17 protein-coding genes are annotated in these 16,788 nt (G+C 63.7%); 11 read left to right on the forward strand and 6 right to left on the reverse strand.

Features of this window, described 5'->3' with window-relative positions; all coding sequences use genetic code 11:
• Window positions 1-62 precede the first annotated feature (62 nt).
• Window positions 63-791: an arylesterase gene (locus IVB22_RS18935; RefSeq protein WP_247518858.1), complete on the reverse strand. Its 729-nt coding sequence runs from the start codon at window positions 789-791 to the stop codon at window positions 63-65.
• Here IVB22_RS18935 and IVB22_RS18940 point away from each other — a divergent pair.
• The 4 genes from IVB22_RS18940 (at window position 790) to IVB22_RS18955 (ending at window position 5,911) form a co-directional block, all read left to right on the forward strand.
• On the forward strand, window positions 790-1,503 hold the full coding sequence (locus IVB22_RS18940; protein WP_247518812.1) for an ABC transporter ATP-binding protein: 714 nt from the start codon (window positions 790-792) through the stop codon (window positions 1,501-1,503). The genes IVB22_RS18935 and IVB22_RS18940 overlap by 2 nt on opposite strands.
• On the forward strand, window positions 1,500-4,082 hold the full coding sequence (locus IVB22_RS18945) for an ABC transporter permease (RefSeq protein WP_247518813.1): 2,583 nt from the start codon (window positions 1,500-1,502) through the stop codon (window positions 4,080-4,082). The genes IVB22_RS18940 and IVB22_RS18945 overlap by 4 nt, the downstream gene beginning before the upstream one ends.
• Before the next feature lie 242 nt (window positions 4,083-4,324).
• Window positions 4,325-5,116, forward strand: a complete 792-nt coding sequence (locus tag IVB22_RS18950) for a Bax inhibitor-1/YccA family protein (RefSeq protein ID WP_247518814.1) — start codon at window positions 4,325-4,327, stop codon at window positions 5,114-5,116.
• Window positions 5,117-5,380: 264 nt separating this feature from the next.
• Complete coding sequence (locus IVB22_RS18955; protein ID WP_247518815.1) at window positions 5,381-5,911, forward strand: GNAT family N-acetyltransferase; 531 nt, start codon at window positions 5,381-5,383, stop codon at window positions 5,909-5,911.
• A gap of 106 nt (window positions 5,912-6,017) precedes the next feature.
• On the opposite strand, the gene IVB22_RS18960 is transcribed toward IVB22_RS18955, so the two are convergent.
• From IVB22_RS18960 to acnA, 3 genes are all read right to left on the reverse strand, one after another.
• Complete coding sequence (locus IVB22_RS18960) at window positions 6,018-6,389, reverse strand: DUF2794 domain-containing protein (protein ID WP_247518816.1); 372 nt, start codon at window positions 6,387-6,389, stop codon at window positions 6,018-6,020.
• Between the two features lie 488 nt (window positions 6,390-6,877).
• Window positions 6,878-7,639 carry a thioredoxin family protein gene (locus IVB22_RS18965; protein WP_247518817.1) on the reverse strand — a complete coding sequence of 254 codons (762 nt, stop codon included), beginning with the start codon at window positions 7,637-7,639 and terminating at the stop codon, window positions 6,878-6,880.
• 159 nt (window positions 7,640-7,798) lie between these two features.
• Window positions 7,799-10,519, reverse strand: coding sequence for an aconitate hydratase AcnA (gene acnA, locus IVB22_RS18970; protein ID WP_247518818.1), 2,721 nt, complete (start codon window positions 10,517-10,519; stop codon window positions 7,799-7,801).
• 224 nt (window positions 10,520-10,743) lie between these two features.
• Between acnA and ccmA the strand changes: the two genes are divergently transcribed.
• The 6 genes from ccmA to IVB22_RS19000 all read left to right on the forward strand — a co-directional run bounded on the left by ccmA (window position 10,744) and on the right by IVB22_RS19000 (window position 14,069).
• Entirely contained in the window at window positions 10,744-11,346 is a 603-nt protein-coding gene (gene ccmA / locus IVB22_RS18975) for a heme ABC exporter ATP-binding protein CcmA (RefSeq protein ID WP_247518819.1), read from the forward strand.
• Window positions 11,343-12,011, forward strand: a complete 669-nt coding sequence (gene ccmB / locus IVB22_RS18980) for a heme exporter protein CcmB (protein ID WP_247518820.1) — start codon at window positions 11,343-11,345, stop codon at window positions 12,009-12,011. Before ccmA ends, ccmB begins: the two co-directional genes overlap by 4 nt.
• Before the next feature lie 90 nt (window positions 12,012-12,101).
• The gene (locus IVB22_RS18985) at window positions 12,102-12,833 is read left to right on the forward strand and encodes a heme ABC transporter permease (protein WP_247518821.1); all 732 of its coding nucleotides are present in this window, start codon (window positions 12,102-12,104) and stop codon (window positions 12,831-12,833) included.
• A 7-nt stretch (window positions 12,834-12,840) separates the two neighbouring features.
• Window positions 12,841-13,017: a heme exporter protein CcmD gene (ccmD, locus tag IVB22_RS18990; RefSeq protein WP_247518859.1), complete on the forward strand. Its 177-nt coding sequence runs from the start codon at window positions 12,841-12,843 to the stop codon at window positions 13,015-13,017.
• On the forward strand, window positions 13,014-13,607 hold the full coding sequence (locus IVB22_RS18995) for a DsbE family thiol:disulfide interchange protein (protein ID WP_247518822.1): 594 nt from the start codon (window positions 13,014-13,016) through the stop codon (window positions 13,605-13,607). The genes ccmD and IVB22_RS18995 overlap by 4 nt, the downstream gene beginning before the upstream one ends.
• A 102-nt stretch (window positions 13,608-13,709) precedes the next feature.
• Window positions 13,710-14,069, forward strand: a complete 360-nt coding sequence (locus tag IVB22_RS19000; protein WP_247518823.1) for a helix-hairpin-helix domain-containing protein — start codon at window positions 13,710-13,712, stop codon at window positions 14,067-14,069.
• A gap of 169 nt (window positions 14,070-14,238) precedes the next feature.
• Here the strand turns inward: IVB22_RS19000 and IVB22_RS19005 are convergent, their stop codons facing one another.
• Together IVB22_RS19005 and ftsY are read right to left on the reverse strand one after the other, a co-directional pair.
• Window positions 14,239-14,841: a septation protein A gene (locus IVB22_RS19005; RefSeq protein ID WP_247518824.1), complete on the reverse strand. Its 603-nt coding sequence runs from the start codon at window positions 14,839-14,841 to the stop codon at window positions 14,239-14,241.
• A 125-nt stretch (window positions 14,842-14,966) separates the two neighbouring features.
• Window positions 14,967-15,914 (reverse strand): signal recognition particle-docking protein FtsY, encoded by a 948-nt coding sequence (gene ftsY, locus IVB22_RS19010; protein ID WP_247518825.1) that lies wholly within the window; start codon window positions 15,912-15,914, stop codon window positions 14,967-14,969.
• A 28-nt stretch (window positions 15,915-15,942) separates the two neighbouring features.
• Here ftsY and IVB22_RS19015 point away from each other — a divergent pair, with 28 nt between their 5' ends.
• Complete coding sequence (locus IVB22_RS19015) at window positions 15,943-16,686, forward strand: RluA family pseudouridine synthase (RefSeq protein WP_374207561.1); 744 nt, start codon at window positions 15,943-15,945, stop codon at window positions 16,684-16,686.
• The last annotated feature ends 102 nt before the right edge of the window (window positions 16,687-16,788 follow it).

The raw sequence follows: 16,788 nt of genomic DNA on the forward strand, positions 1-16,788 counted from the left end.
GCGCGAGCACACCGCAATGCTACGGAAAAACCTTTGGGTAACGTTATCAGTTGCTCCCTTTTTCAACTCCGTTGCCCGGAGATCGTGCCGAGAAATGCCTCCACCATAGGCAGGATATTCTTCACGATGACATCGATGCCCGCTGCGGTCGGATGCAGCCCGTCGGGCTGGTTGAGCTTGGCGTCGGCCGCCACCCCCTCCAGGAAGAACGGGTAGAGCGGCAGGCCGAAGGATTTGGAAAGCTCCGGATAGATCGCGTTGAAGCGCGCGGCGTATTCGCTGCCGTAATTGGGCGGGGCCAGCATTCCGCACATCAGCACGGCGATCTTGCGCGCCTTCAGCCGCGTCAGGATATCGGTCAGCGCAGCGCGGGTGACGGCCGGGTCGATCCCGCGCAAGGCATCGTTGGCGCCAAGTTCGAGGATGACCGCCTCGGTTCCCTCGGGGATCGACCAGTCCAGCCGGTCGCGACCGCCGGAAGAGGTGTCGCCGGACACCCCGGCATTGATCATGTCGACCTTTATCCCCTTGTCGCCCAAGGCTTTTTGTAAACGCGCCGGAAACGCCGCCGAGGCCGGAAGGCCAAGGCCGGCGCTTAAGGAATCGCCGAGGACGACCATTTTGACCGGCTTGGCGGACGCGGTGGCCGGGACTTGAGCTTGGGCTTGAACTTGGACTTGGGCCAAAACCGGCCCGGCCGTCATCAAAGCCACAATCAACACGCGTATGTGCGCAAACATCCGTTTCAAGCCCTCGACCCGAGCGGTGGAAGTGCCATATGACCGAGCCATGGACAGTCTCATCGAACCCTCTTCACTGACCGGCGTCGGGCCGGACACCATTTCCATCTCCAACGTCAACCTCTCGCTCGGCTCAGGCGCTGCACGCGTTCATATCCTGAAAGATATCAGCCTTCGTGTGGCGTCGGGCGAGGCGATCGGCCTGATCGGACCTTCCGGCTCCGGCAAATCGACCTTGCTGATGGTGATGGCGGGGCTGGAGCGTCCCGACAGCGGAGAGGTGGTGGTCAACGGCACGCCGTTCAATGCCCTCGACGAGGATGCGCTGGCGCGCTTCCGCGGCCGCCAGGTCGGCATCGTGTTCCAGTCGTTTCATCTGATCCCGACCATGACGGCGCTGGAAAACGTCGCGGTGCCGCTGGAGCTCGCCGGTAATCCCGACGCGGCGGAGCGGGCGGCGCAGGAGCTGACGTCCGTCGGGCTTGGCGATCGCCTGCACCATTATCCGACGCAATTGTCCGGCGGTGAGCAGCAGCGCGTGGCGCTTGCCCGCGCGCTGGCGCCCGATCCCGCGATTCTTGTCGCGGATGAGCCGACCGGCAATCTCGACGAAGCCACCGGCAAGCAGATCGTCGATCTCCTGTTCACCAAACACAGCGAGCGCGGCATGACGCTGGTGCTGGTAACGCACGATACCTCACTCGCGCAGCGCTGCGACCGCGTGGTGCGGCTGCGCTCCGGCCGGATCGACGGACATTCATGACCGCCGTTTCCGAACCCGTTTACCGAAGCCGCGCATCGTCCCTTGCCGTGCGCTACGCGCTTCGCGAACTGCGCAGCGGCTTGCGCGGCTTTTACGTCTTCATCGCCTGTATCGCGCTCGGCGTGATGGCGATTGCCGGCGTCGGCTCGGTCGCGGCAAGCCTCAGCGAAGGTTTGACGCGCGAGGGCCGCACGTTGCTCGGCGGCGACGTTGCTTTCTCGCTGATCCAGCGCGAAGCCAAGCCGGAGGAAATCGCCTTCCTGCGCGCGCGCGGCCAGGTTTCGGTGGCGGCCGCACTCCGTGTCATGGCGCGAAGCAGCGACGGCCGGCTGGCGCTGGTCGAACTCAAGGCCGTGGACGGCAACTACCCGATGCTCGGGGAGGTAACGCTCGATCCCAAAATGCCGATGGCGGATCTGCTGGCCGAGCGCCAAGATCCATCTGGCACCGCGTTCGGCGCGGCGGTCGATTCCACGCTGCTGGCGCGGCTCGATCTCAACCTTGGCGACCGCATCACAATCGGCAACGCCACGTTCCAGATCCGCAGCACGGTCACGGCCGAACCGGACAAGCTCGCCGGCAATGTCGGGTTGGGCCCACGCGTTCTGGTCAGCGAGCAGAGCCTGCGTGCCACCGGATTGCTGCAGCCCGGCAGCCTGGTGCGCTGGATCTACCGGGTGAAGCTGCCGGCCAATAGCACCGACGATCGCGCCGCGACGCAGTTGATCGACAGCGCACGGAGCGCCCTGCCCGAGGCCGGCTGGTGGATCCGCAGCAGCAGCAACGCCTCGCCGCAACTCGAGCGCACCATCAACCGCTTCACCCAGTTCCTGACGCTGGTCGGCCTCGCCGCGCTTCTGGTCGGTGGCGTCGGCGTCGCCAATGCGGTCAAGAGCCATGTCGATCGCCGTCGCGACGTCATCGCCTCGTTCAAGGCGCTGGGTGCTACCGGGCGCGACGTCTTCACGATTTATCTAACGCAAGTGATCCTGCTCGCCGCGGTGGGCTCGGTGATCGGGCTCGCCGCCGGTGCGGCTTTGCCGTTTGTCATCGTCGGCGTGTTCGGCAAGCTGCTGCCGCTGCCGGTGATCCCTGCCCTGTACCTTGACGAACTGGCGTTGTCGTTCGTCTATGGCCTGCTCACCGCGCTTGCCTTCGGATTATGGCCGCTGGGGCGGGTACATGACGTGCCGGTTGCTGCGCTGTTTCGCGAGGAAGTCGCGCGCGAATGGCATCGCCCGCGCTGGAGCTATCTCGCGCTGATGGCCGTGGTGATCGCGCTCTTGGTCGCTGTGGCGATCGGGCTTGCCTATGACAAGCGGATCGCGCTGGTGTTCGTGATCTCTTCGGTTGCAGTGTTCGCGCTGCTGCGCGGCGTCGCGGCCGGCCTGATGGCGCTGGCACGCCGCATGCCACGATCCCGAATCACGATGCTCCGGCTGGCGATCGCCAACATCTACCGGCCCGGCGCACTGACGCCCTCGGTCGTGATGTCGCTCGGCCTCGGGCTCGCGGTGCTGGTCACCATCACCCAGATCGACGGCAATCTCCGCCGGCAATTCCTGGCGGCGTTACCTGAGAAAGCGCCCTCGTTCTACTTCATCGACATTCCGACCGCCGATGCCGACCGCTTTGGCGCCTTCCTCAAACAGGTCGCGCCGCAATCGACGGTAGACGACGTGCCGATGCTGCGCGGACGCATCGTCGGCGCCCGCGGCGTCAAGGCCGACGAACTCAAGCCATCGCCGGATTCCGAGTGGGTGCTGCAAAGCGACCGCGGCCTGACCTACACAAACGAGGTCCCAAAGGGCTCGAAGGTGGTCGAGGGCGAATGGTGGAGCGCGGACTATAAGGGGCCGCCGCTGGTCTCGCTGGAGAAGAAGATCGCCGACGGCCTCAAGCTCAGAATAGGCGACGAGATCGTGGTCAACGTGCTCGGCCGCGACATTCCGGCCAAAATCAGCAATTTGCGTAACGTCGACTGGCAGGGGCTCGGCATCAATTTCGTGCTGGTGTTCTCGCCCAACGCATTCAAGGGCGCGCCGCACAGCCATGTCGCGACCTTGTCCGAGGTCCATCCGGACCCGGCCGGCGACGCCCGGATCATCAAGCAGGTGGCGGACGCCTTCCCGATGGTGACCAGCGTCCGGGTCCGCGAGGCACTGGAAACCGTCGGCACCGTCATCACCAACCTCGTGCTCGCCATCCGCGGCGCCAGCGCGGTGACGTTGATCTCGGCGATCCTGGTGCTGGGCGGCGCGCTGGCCGCCGGCCACCGCCACCGCGTCTATGACGCGGTGATCCTGAAGACGCTGGGTGCAACCCGGGCGCGACTGCTTGGCGCCTACGCGCTGGAGTACCTGATGATCGGCCTTGCCACCGCGGTGTTCGGCGTGATCGCGGGTTCGATCGCGGCCTGGCTGATCGTGACCCGGCTGATGACGCTCAGTTTCATCTGGCAGGCCGGCAGCGCCACAGGCGTGGTCGCCGCCGCCCTGATCGTCACGGTGGGGCTCGGCCTCGCCGGGACGTTGCTGGCGCTGAACCAGAAGCCGGCCAGCGTGCTGCGGAATTTGTGACAATTTGTAGCGGCGGAAAGGCCGGGTTAACGCTGCTTTTGCTCGGGAATGACGGCAGAAGCGACATTCAGCCGCGCGTGGAAGCTTGCGTCTAATGTGTTAGTTTCCCACATACCAGCCAAGTTCAGTGGCCGGGTTCAAGACGTAAAATTAACGTCGGCAGATCGGGACATCTGAGATAGAAATCTAACCGGCGCCGCAAACCCCTTGCGCTCCGCCGGGCAACCAACGGGAATTCGACCATGTCGGACCTAGACCGTAACTACGTATCTCCTTTCGGCCGGGCCGCCGGGCGCGTTGATGCCGCGACCGTCGATGCCGGTCTGCGCGCCTACATGCTGCGCATCTACAACTACATGAGCATCGGCCTGGCCATCACCGGCCTTGCGGCGCTCGGCGTCTACATGGCCGCGGTGACCACCGACCAGGCCGGCGCCGCCGCCAAGTTCGGCAACGCCTTCCTGACGCCGTTCGGCTACGCGATGTATGTCAGCCCCCTGAAGTGGCTGTTCATTCTCGCGCCGCTGGCCATGGTGTTTGCGATCTCGTTCGGCATCAACCGGCTGCGGCCCGCGACAGCACAATTGCTGTTCTGGGCGTTCGCGGCGCTGATGGGCATTTCGCTGTCGTCGATCTTCCTGGTGTACACGCACACCTCGATCGTGCGGGTGTTTTTCATCACCGCGGCGACCTTCGGCGCGCTGAGCCTCTACGGCTACACCACCAAGCGTGACATGAGCGGCATGGGTTCGTTCCTGTTCATGGGCCTGATCGGCGTCATCATCGCGAGCCTGGTCAATCTGTTCCTGGCAAGCTCGATGTTGCAGTTCATCGTCTCGGTGGTCGGCGTGCTGGTGTTCGCGGGCCTCACCGCCTGGGATACCCAGCGGCTGAAGAACGACTACATCTACGGCTACGCCTCTGAGGGTGGTGAGATTGCGGAGAAGGCGGCGATTACCGGTGCGCTGTCGCTCTACCTGAACTTCATCAACCTGTTCACGCTGCTGTTGCAGCTACTCGGCCAGCGCGAATAGGGCGCTTACCGGCCAGGTATGAGTTGAAGCCCCGGCCTCGCGGCCGGGGCTTTTCTTTTGGCGCTTCCCTCTCCCCTTGTGGGAGAGGGTGGATCGAATGAGCGGAAGCTCATTCGAGACGGGTGAGGGGTTCTCTCCGCGGATAGAGACCCCTCATCCGGCTCGCCGCCGCTTCGCGTCAGCGATCCACCTTCTCCCACAAGGGGAGAAGGAAGAAACCTCGAACCCGCTTCCCTTCTGCGCAAAAAAATCTAATCTTGTCCCATGTCCGTTCCCGAAATTCGCTCCGCCGCAGAGGCCGACCTCCCCACCATCACCGAAATCTACGAGCACGCGGTGCGCTACGGCACCGCGACGTTCGAGCTGATTCCGCCCGATCTCGCCGAGATGACCCGGCGATTCAGGGTGCTGATGGATGGCGGCTTCCCCTATTTCGTTGCCGAGGTTGAAGGCCGCGTGATCGGCTACGCCTATGCGGGGCCCTATCGGCCGCGGCCGGCGTATCGTTTCACGGTGGAGAATTCCATCTACCTGCAACCCTCGACCCACCGCCGCGGCATCGGCCTGCAATTGTTGCAGCGGCTGATCCCGGAATGCGAGGCGCGCGGCTTCCGGCAGATGATCGCCGTGATCGGCGATTCCGCCAATGCCGGCTCGATCGGCCTTCACACCAAATGCGGTTTCCAGATGATCGGGACGCACGCCAATGTCGGCCTCAAATTCGGCCGCTGGCTCGACACCGTGATGATGCAGCGCGCGCTCGGTGAAGGCGGGTCGACGGTGCCGAAGGTTTGAAGGTCAGGCTCGTAGCCCGGATGGAGCGCAGCGCAATCCGGGAGGACTGCATCCGCTTGCGAGACCGTCCCGGATTGCGCTGCGCTCCATCCGGGCTACGAACCGCTTAAACCACCGCCAGCTTGCGATCGATCACCAGCAGCACGCGTTCGAGTTCGTGGCCGCGGCGCAGGATCAGACCGGTCGCCGAGATCACGCTGTACATGCCCTGCTTGCGCGCGAGCCGCGGATCTTTCTCGATGCGATAGATCGGAACCTCGGAGGCGCGGCGGAATACCGAAAACACCGCGCGGTCTTTCAGGAAGTCGATGGCGTAGTCGCGCCATTCGCCATCGGCGACCATGCGCCCATACAGATTGAGGATACGGTTGAGTTCGAGACGATTGAACGTGACACGATTCGGCGGGGGGATTGCAGTGGCGGTGCGCGCCACTGCGCGGCTCTCGCTTGGATCGGTGTCCTCCGATATCGAGCTCATGGAGCGCCTCCTATCATGCATTCTACATGATTGCGCTAACCGCGGGACCCTGCAAGGGGGCTGTAAACATGAGGGAAACCGCGCGGAACCACCCGGCATCGCGGAAAACATCGATTCACGGGATCGTTAGCGGAATCTTATTGCTGCCCCACTTCCGCCAACCGCCCGCCCCGCTAGGTTGCGAGAAGATAATCCTGCGTTGGCCCGGTCCTTTCGGTTCCGGATTCCTCAGCCCCCAGCCCCCCGGGGCCGTCGGGATCGGGCCTGTTCGCAGAGGGAGTTAATCCCGATACTGGGCCAACGAAAGTTGGTCCTTTTTCGTTTGTGGGGCCGGTTCCAACATCAGCCGCGGTTCCAGGCCGTGAAACGCAAGCAGCGCACGTAGCCTGGATGGAGCGAAGCGAAATCCGGGAATCACGCGGGCGGAGAAAGCTATCCCGGATTGCGCTTCGCTCCATCCGGGCTACACGAGCAAGCGCCAGTGCTAATCAGCGCAGCGCGGTGTAGGCGGCGCCGAGCATCGGACCCGGCTTGTCGCGACTGCCGTCCTGGACATAGACGACCGCGGCATCGACGCCATCGCGGGAAATATTTTCAAGCGGCACGGTCCAGCTTTCCGGACTGCCGTTCCAGTCGCCGACCTTCACGAGGTTGCGCACGACGTTGTAGTAGGTGACTTCCTGGCCGCGATTCTCGCCGCGCCCGATCATGATCGGTATGGCCTTCGAGATCGAACAGATCCAGACTTCGCCACGCGCCACGGTTGGCACCTTGCTGGCGGCCACCGAGACATTGAGCAATTTGCCGGACAAGCTCATCGTCACCGGCACCGACATCACGCCATCGGCCTTGCCTGTATTTTTGATCGCGCCCTCGATGCTGGCGCGATCGCTGCCGATCACTTGCGTCGAACCATTGACGATCATCTGCGGCGTATAGAGATTACGATCGCCGCGTGCCTGCGAATAGGCTTTCTGGCGCGCGCTGAATCGCTTGTCCGCCAGCGTGTCCTTCCAGCCGAGATAATCCCAATAGTCGATCGGCAGGCTCAGCGCGATCACGGACGGATCCTTGGCGAGTTCGCCGATGATCTGGTCGGCCGGCGGGCATGACGAGCAGCCTTGCGAGGTAAACAATTCAACCACCGCGCGAGGTTCAGCATGGGCTGGGCGGATGACGGCGATGATTGCGCAAACGCCGAGCGCACCGGACCATCGCGAAATACAACTGTAGGCCATCATCGCTGTCATTGTGCGAACCGGTGGTAGCGTCTTCCATCCGTATTTTTACGGGGCATGATCTGATCCCAAAAAAGCGCACCCCAGACGCGCGAAAGCGGCCCTTTCATTAGGCCGCCTTCTTCTTGCTCGCTACTCACTTCGAAGTGAGGCACTGATCACAAATCCGCGTCAGGCCGCGAGTTTGCGCAGCACATAATGCAGAATGCCGCCGTTTCGGTAATACTCGAGTTCGTCGAGGGTATCGATGCGGCAAAGCAGCGGCACGCGCTGCAGCGCGCCATCGCCGGAGACGATCTCGGCCGTCAGCGTCTGACGCGGCTTCAGGTCGCCCTGCAGGCCCCGAATCGTCACCTTCTCGTCACCCTTCAGGCCAAGCGACGTCCATGACGTGCCGTCTTCGAAGGTGAGCGGCAACACGCCCATGCCGACCAGGTTGGAGCGATGGATGCGCTCAAAGCTCTGGCAGATCACGGCGCGGACGCCGAGCAGTCGCGTACCCTTCGCGGCCCAGTCGCGCGAGGAGCCGTTGCCGTATTCGGCGCCGGCGAACACCACCAGCGGCACGCTCTCCGCCTGGTACTGCATCGCCGCGTCGTAGATCGACATCTGCTCGCCGTCGGGCCAGTGCTTGGTGAGCCCGCCTTCCGGAATGTTGCCGTCGGCGCCCTTCAGCATGAAGTTCTTGATGCGGATGTTGGCGAAGGTGCCGCGCATCATGATCTCGTGATTGCCGCGCCGCGTGCCGTACTGGTTGAAGTCGGCGGGACGCACCTGGTGCTCACTGAGGAATTTTCCGGCCGGAGAGGTCAGCTTGATCGAGCCGGCCGGCGAGATGTGGTCGGTCGTGATCTTGTCGCCGAACATCGCCAGAATCCGCGCATCGACCACGTCAGCGATCGGGTCGGGCTGCTTCTTCATGCCTTCGAAGTAGGGCGGGTTCTGCACATAGGTCGAGCTCATGTTCCAGCGATAGGTCTCGCTCTCGACCGTCTTGATCTTGCGCCAGTTGGTGTCGCCCTTGAACACGTCGGCATACTTCTTCTTGAAGATCGTCGCGGTGACGAATTTCTTCATGTAGGCGTTGATTTCCTTCGTGGTCGGCCAGATGTCTTTCAGGAAGACCGGCTTGCCGTCCTTGCCGGTGCCGATCGGCTCGACCGCCAGATCCTTGGTCACCGTACCGGCGAGCGCATAGGCAACGACCAGCGGCGGCGACGCCAGATAGTTCGCCTGCACGTCGGGGCTGACGCGGCCTTCAAAATTGCGGTTGCCCGACAGCACCGCCGCAGCGACGATGCCGTTGTCGTTGATCGACTTCGAAATCTCTTCCGGCAGCGGGCCGGAGTTGCCGATGCAGGTGGTGCAGCCGAAGCCGACCAGGTTGAAGCCGACCTTGTCGAGATCGCTCTGCAGTCCGGAATTGGAAAGATATTCCGCGACCACCTGGCTTCCCGGCGCCAGCGAGGTCTTCACCCACGGCTTGGCTTTCAGGCCCTTGGCGGCGGCGTTGCGCGCGAGCAGGCCCGCGCCGATCAGCACGCTCGGGTTGGAGGTGTTGGTGCAGGAGGTGATCGCGGCGATCACGACGTCGCCATGGCCGAGATCGAAGTCGCGGTTCTCGACCGAATAGCGGTTCTCGGCCCCTTCCGGTTTCTTGTACTCGCCGGCCAGCGCGGTGGCGAAGCCGGTGGAAACCGCGGGCAGCGCGACGCGACCTTCAGGACGCTTCGGGCCGGCCATCGACGGCACGACATCCTTGAGATCGAGCGTCAGCGTTTCCGTGAACACCGGATCGGTTGATTTCGCGGTGCGGAACAAGCCCTGTGCCTTGGCGTAAGCCGAAACCAGCGCGACGCGATCCGCCTTGCGGCCGGAGGTCTTGAGATAATCGATGGTCGCGGCGTCGACCGGGAAGAAGCCGCAGGTCGCGCCATATTCCGGCGCCATGTTGCCGATGGTCGCCTTGTCCGCCACCGAGAGAAAATCGAGGCCGGGGCCGAAGAATTCGACGAACTTGCCGACCACGCCCTGCTTGCGCAGCATCTGCGTGACCGTCAGCACGAGGTCGGTTGCAGTGACGCCTTCCTTGAGCTGGCCCTTGAGCTTGAAGCCGACCACTTCCGGCAGCAGCATCGACAGCGGCTGGCCGAGCATGCAGGCTTCCGCCTCGATGCCGCCGACGCCCCAGCCGAGCACGGCGAGGCCGTTCACCATGGTGGTGTGCGAGTCGGTGCCAACCAGCGAATCCGGATACGCGACTTCAAAGGTGCCGGTCTTCTTGCCGACCGTCATCTTCTGCTTCTTGGTCCACACCGTCTGTGCGAGATATTCGAGATTGACCTGGTGACAGATACCGGTGCCGGGCGGCACCACGGAGAAATTCGAAAACGCCTTCTGGCCCCACTTCAGGAATTCGTAGCGTTCCTGGTTCTGCTTGTATTCCTCGACGACGTTCTTGCCGAACGCCTTGTTGTCGCCGAAGAAGTTGACGATGACAGAGTGGTCAATGACGAGATCAACCGGCACCAGCGGGTTGATCTTCTCGGCGTCGCCGCCGAGCGCCTGCATCGCGTTACGCATCGCGGCGAGATCGACCACCGCCGGCACGCCGGTGAAATCCTGCATCAAGACGCGCGCCGGGCGAAACGCGACTTCGTGCTCGAGCTTGCGCTTCCTGAGCCACTTCGACACCGCGACGATGTCGGCCTTCTTGACCGTGCGGTCGTCCTCGTTGCGCAGCAGGTTTTCCAGCAGCACCTTCATCGAATAGGGAAGCTTGGAAATTCCTTTCAGACCGTTCTTCTCGGCGGCGGGCAGGCTGTAATAAACGTAGGTCTTGCTGCCGACCTTGAGGGTCTTGCGGCATTTGAAGCTGTCGAGCGAGGTCATGTCAGGAAATCCCAAATTCTAGTTATACCCGGCAAGGGTATTTAAACACCGTCGGCGTAAGGCTGGCTCTTGGCTTGCAGCCGCCGATTGTGTGCTGCATCAAGTTCCGGGCTTATAGAATCTTTCTAGAAGCGCCGCCACACCGACAAACGTGCTGCAGCAATGCGGTACCCACAAATTCTGACGCGGTACCCATCAATTTCAGAGGGCTGTGACGAAGCAAAATGCGGCTCTCGGGACGCCAAATCGACTGTATCAGGGGCGGCCGCGGCGTGTTCTCCGGCCTCGATTTCGAAGCCTCATCGGGTGAGGTGCTGGCCGTGGTCGGTCCGAACGGCTCCGGCAAGACCTCGCTGTTGCGCCTGATCGCGGGCCTCCTGGTGCCGGCAGGCGGGTCGGTCGACCTGGAAGGCGGCGAGGCCGAGCTGACCTTGCCGGAGCAGTCCCACTATCTCGGCCATCGCGATGCACTGAAGCCTGCGCTGAGCGTGCACGAGAACCTCGCATTCTGGCGCGATTTTCTGGGCGGCGCGGCCGGCGACCTCAGCCAATGCCTCAAGGCCGTGGGGCTCACCCATGCCACCCGTCTGCCGGCGGCGTATCTCTCGGCCGGCCAGCGGCGGCGGCTTTCGATCGCCCGCCTGCTCGCGGTGCGGCGACCGGTCTGGCTCCTGGACGAGCCGACCTCGGCGCTCGATACCGCCGGACAGGACTTGTTCACCGGCATTATGCGCGACCACCTCGCAAGCGGCGGCATCATCATCGCCGCGACCCATGCTCCGCTCGGGATCGACGCGAGGGAACTGCGGATGGGGACCTCCGCATGACCGCCCTCGCCGCACTGATTCGACGGGATATCCGAATCGCCCTTCGCGTGGGTGGCGGCGCGCTGATCGGCGTGCTGTTTTTCCTCACGGTCACGGTGCTGATGCCGTTCGCGATCGGGCCGGATCTGGCGCTCTTGACGCGGCTCGGACCGGCGATCCTCTGGCTCGGCGCGCTGCTGGCGAGCCTGCTCACCCTCGACCGCCTGTTCACGGCCGACCATGAGGACGGCTCGCTCGACCTGATCGTGATGGGCCGGGCGCCGCTGGAACTGGCCTGTGCCGCGAAAGCGCTGGCGCACTGGCTCGCGGCCGGACTGCCGCTGATCGCGGCAACGCCCGTGCTCGGTCTGATGCTCAATCTCGACGCCACGGCGACCTCGGCGGTGGCGCTGACGCTGCTGGTGGGAACACCGGCGCTGACGTTTACGGGAATGATCGGCGCAGCGCTGGCCGTGACGCTGCACCGCGGCGGGTTGTTGCTGGCGGTGCTGGTGCTGCCGCTGTCGATCCCGGTGCTGATCTTCGGCGTCGCGGCGTCGCAGGCCGCCATTACGGGTCCCCTGTCATTTGGAACGCCGTTTTCGATCCTCTGCGCGATCTCGCTGGTCAGTTTCGTGATCGGGCCGTTTGCCGCCGCCGCCAGCCTGCGGCACGGTCTGGACTGAGCGGTTTGACGCCGATCAACTCTCGCGGAGACCATGTGAAACAAACCAAGCCGCATTGCCTGCCCCGCCGCTGACGACTATCAGGATGCCATGACGCTGATCGATCTCGCCAACCCCACGAAATTCCTGTCGCTGACGGCGCGCGTGCTGCCTTGGCTGGCGGGCGCGACCGCGATCCTGCTGCTGGTCGGCTTCTACCAGGCGGCGATGGCGCCCGACGACTATCAGCACGGTGCCGTCGTGAAGATCATGTTCATCCACGTGCCGAATGCGTGGCTGTCGATGTTCGTCTGGAGCGTGATGAGCCTTGCAGCGCTTGGCACGCTGGTATGGCGGCATCCGCTTGCCGATGTCGCGGCGAAAGCGGCAGCCCCGATCGGCGCTGCGTTCACCTTTCTGGCGCTGGTCACGGGTTCGCTGTGGGGACGGCCGATGTGGGGCACCTATTGGCAATGGGATGCGCGGCTGACCTCGGTCTTGATCCTGTTTCTGATGTATCTTGGCCTGATGGCGCTGTGGCGCGCGGTGGACGATCCCTCGCGGGCGGCACGGGCGGCCGCCGTCCTGACCCTGGTCGGCGCGCTCAATCTACCGATCATCAAATTCTCGGTCGATTGGTGGAACACGCTGCATCAACCGGCGTCTGTGCTGCGGATGGGCGGGCCGACGCTCGACCGCGCCTTCCTGATTCCGCTGCTGGTGATGGCGCTCGGTTTCTCGCTGCTGTTCGTCACGCTGCATCTGGCGGCGATGCGCAACGAGATCCTGCGCCGGCGCGTGCGCAGCTTGCAGATGATGCAAGCCAGCCAGCAGGCGGCATGACGTGACGATGCTCGGACCCTACGCCTCCTTTATCGTGACCTCCTACGCGCTGGTGGCGGCGGTCGTGCTGATCCTCATCGGCTGGATCGCGATCGATTATCGCCAGCAGAGGGAGCGGCTGCGCGAACTCGAGGCCAGCGGCGTGACCCGACGCTCCGGCCGCCAGGCGACAGACATCCGATGACCGCGCCGCCCACAACATCGGATGGGTCGCCGCGCCGCTGGCGCTGGCTGGTGGCGCTGCCGCTGATTGGTTTCATGGCCGTCGCCGGACTGTTCCTGCTGCGGCTCTATGGCGGCGATCCCTCCAGAATCCCCTCCGCCCTGATTGGCCGCCCGGCGCCGCAAACCGCGCTTCCGGCGCTGGAAGGCCTTGTCCACAACGGGGCGCCCGTCCCCGGGCTCGACCCCGCGGTATTCAAGGGCAAAGTCTCCGTCGTCAATGTCTGGGCGTCCTGGTGCGTGCCGTGCCACGACGAGGCGCCGCTCCTGACAGCATTGGCCAAGGATACGCGGCTGCAGATCGTCGGCATCAACTACAAGGATTCATCCGACAACGCCCGCCGCTTCCTCGGCCGCTACGGCAATCCGTTTACCGTCGTCGGCGTCGACGGCAACGGCCGCGGCTCGATCGAATGGGGCGTCTACGGCGTGCCCGAAACCTTCGTGGTTGGCCGCGACGGCACCATCCGCTACAAGCTGGTCGGACCGGTGACGCCGGCCAATCTCGACAGCGTGCTGAAAGTCGAGATCGAGAAGGCGTTGAGCAAATAATTTTTCGGTTTTATCTATCGTTCATTTTGCAGCCATGGCGCCGCCACGAATTCGCAGCTAGCTTGATGGGGTTTCTTGAACCGTCCTTGGAGGGACACCCCTATGCGTCATTTCACGCTCGCTTCTCTTCTCGCCACCGCGCTGACTGTGGGGCTACTGACGGCCACCCCGTCGATGGCCCAGACCGCGCAGCCCGCGGCCAAATCCGACAGCAAGATGGCTCCAGCCCCGAAGGCCTCGGAGTCGAAGATGGCGCCCGCGCCGAAGGCGGAGCTGCTGGACATCAATTCGGCGACCGCCGATCAGCTCGACGCACTGCCGGGTGTCGGCAAGGCCTATTCCTCAAAAATCATCGCGGGCCGGCCGTACAAGGGCAAGGATGACCTCGTGAACAAGAGCATCCTCCCGCAAGCAACCTACGACAAGATCAAGGACAAGATCATCGCCAAGCAGAAGAGCTGAGGTCTCGTGCCCCGGACGCGGCGCAGCGCGGTAGCGGTGCGCTGCAGAGCCGGGGCCCATGTTCGAGCGGAAACCCGAACGACGATATATGGGTCCCGGCTCTGCGGTGCATCGTAAAGCCGGACGATGCTTCGCATCGCCTAGGCTGCACCGCGTCCGGGACACGAATCTACCCCTTGCTCAGATCGCCCGCTTCCGCCTCGCTCGCCTCGAGCGAGGCCGGCTCCAGATGGTAGCGCTTGATCACCGGCATCTGAGAAATCGCAAAGACCATCGTTATCGGGATCGCACCGAATGCCTTGAAGGCGACCCAGAAGTCGGTCGACTGCGTGCGCCAGATGACTTCGTTCAGGACCGCCATCCCCAGGAAGAACAACGCCCAGCGCATGGTCAGGATGCGCCAGCCCTTCGGCGTCAGGTTGAACATCTGATTGAACAGAATCGCGATGAAGGAGCGGCCGAACAAGAGTCCGCCGCCGAGGATCGCGGCGAACAGGCCGTAGATGATGGTCGGCTTGACCTTGATGAAGGTCTCGTCGTGCAGCACCAGCGTCAGCGTGCCGAACACGAGCACGATGACGGCGGTGACGATCGCCATCATGGGCACATGCCGCACCACCATATAGGAAGCGATCATCGCGGCTATGATCGCCACCATGAAGGCGCCGGTCGCGACAAACAGGTTGAATTTGGCGTTGGCCACGAAGAACACGATGAGCGGACCGAGTTCGGTCGCGAGCTTGAACACCGGATGCGGCTGGGTCTTGTCCATTTCACACTCTGTGTTGCTGTCATCACCCGCGAAGGCGGGTGATCCAGTATTCCGTGACGTCTCGATTCCGATCCGCGGCGCGGCGTACTGGATGCCCCGCCTTCGCGGGGCATGACAAGAGAAAACTAAGATTCAATTCCTGCAATCGCGTTGGCGAAATCCCGCGCGGTGAACGGCGCGAGATCGTCGATGCCTTCGCCGACGCCGATGAAGTGCACCGGTAACTTGAACTTCTCCGCCAGCGCCACCAGGATGCCGCCGCGCGCGGTGCCGTCGAGCTTCGTCATCACGAGGCCCGTGACGCCAGCGGTACGATGAAATGCCTCGACCTGCGACAGCGCATTTTGTCCCACCGTGGCATCGAGCACCAGCAGCACCGCATGCGGGGCCGATGCATCGACCTTTTTGATGACGCGAACGACCTTTTCGAGTTCGTTCATCAGCTCGGCCTTGTTCTGCAAACGCCCGGCGGTGTCGACCAGCAGCACGTCGATATTCTGTTCTTTCGCCGCGGTCAGCGCGTTGAAGGCAAGGCTCGCCGAATCCGAGCCCTGCGCGCCTGATATCACCGGCGACCTGGTGCGCTCGCCCCAGACCTTGAGCTGTTCGATCGCCGCGGCGCGAAACGTATCGCCGGCCGCCATCATGATCTTGCGGCCCTCGGCACTCAATTTTGCGGCGAGCTTGCCGATGGTGGTGGTCTTGCCCGAGCCGTTGACGCCGACCACGAGAACGACGAACGGCTTTTGCGCCGCGTCGATCTCCAGCGGCTTTGCCACCGGCGCCAGGACCTTTTCGACTTCGCTCGCGACGACCGTCTTCACTTCGTCGGCCGAAATCGCCTTGTCGTAACGGCCGGCGCCGACGGCGTCCGCAATTCGTACCGCCACGGCAGTGCCGAGATCGGCGCGCAGCAGCACATCCTCGATATCGTCGAGCATGGCGCGGTCGAGCTTGCGCTTGGTGACGAGGTCGGCAACGGCCGTGCCAAGCGAACTCGAGGTCCGCTTCAGGCCGCTCGAAAGCCGCCGCCACCAGCTCAGTTTGGGGGTTCCGGGAGTGGTATCGCTCATGTCGGGGACGTGTTAGCGGTTTCGCGCCATGAGCGGAAGTCACAACCAATCCATTGCTGTTCCCGGAACATCCTTTGATATCCCAGGGCTAACGGCAGATGAAATCCAGGCCCGCGTGCTCCATCGCGACGGGCTGATGCTGGTCATCGACAAGCCTGCGGGGTTGCCGGTGCATCGCGGCCCCAAGGGCGGCGCCAATCTGGAAGCATCCTTCGACGGCCTGCAATTTGGCCTGCCGCGGCCGCCGGTGCTGGCCCACCGGCTCGACAAGGATACCTCCGGCTGTCTCGTGCTGGGACGCCATCGCAAGGCCACCGCCTCGCTCGGCCTGCTGTTCAAGCACGGCAAGATTGGAAAAACCTATTGGGCGGTGATCGAGGGCGGACCTACAGAGGATGAAGGCACCATCGATATGCCGCTGGGACGGCTCAACGTCGAGCGCGGCTGGTGGCAGAAGCCGGATCCGGACGGGCAGAAGGCCGTCACCAACTGGAAAGTGCGCGGCCGCGGCGATGGCCTTTGCTGGCTCGCACTGGAACCGGTGACCGGCCGCACCCATCAATTGCGCGTGCACACGTCAGCCATGGGCTGGCCGATCGTCGGCGACAACATCTACGGCAACGGCCCACGCTTCGGCGAACCGATCCTGCATCTGCATTCCCGCGAGATCGTGATTCCGATTTCCAAGAACAAGGAACCGGTGCGCGTAGTGGCACCGGCGCCGGCGCATATGCGCGAGCGGCTCAGGGCGTGCGGGTGGAACGGGGAGTAGCGGCAGCGCTTGCTTACTTCCCCTTCTCCCCTTGTGGGAGAAGGTGGATCGCTGACGCGAAGCGGCAGCGAGACGGATGAGGGGTCTGTCTCCGCGGAGAGA

Source organism: Bradyrhizobium sp. 190 (assembly GCF_023073415.1).
GTDB lineage: Bacteria > Pseudomonadota > Alphaproteobacteria > Rhizobiales > Xanthobacteraceae > Bradyrhizobium.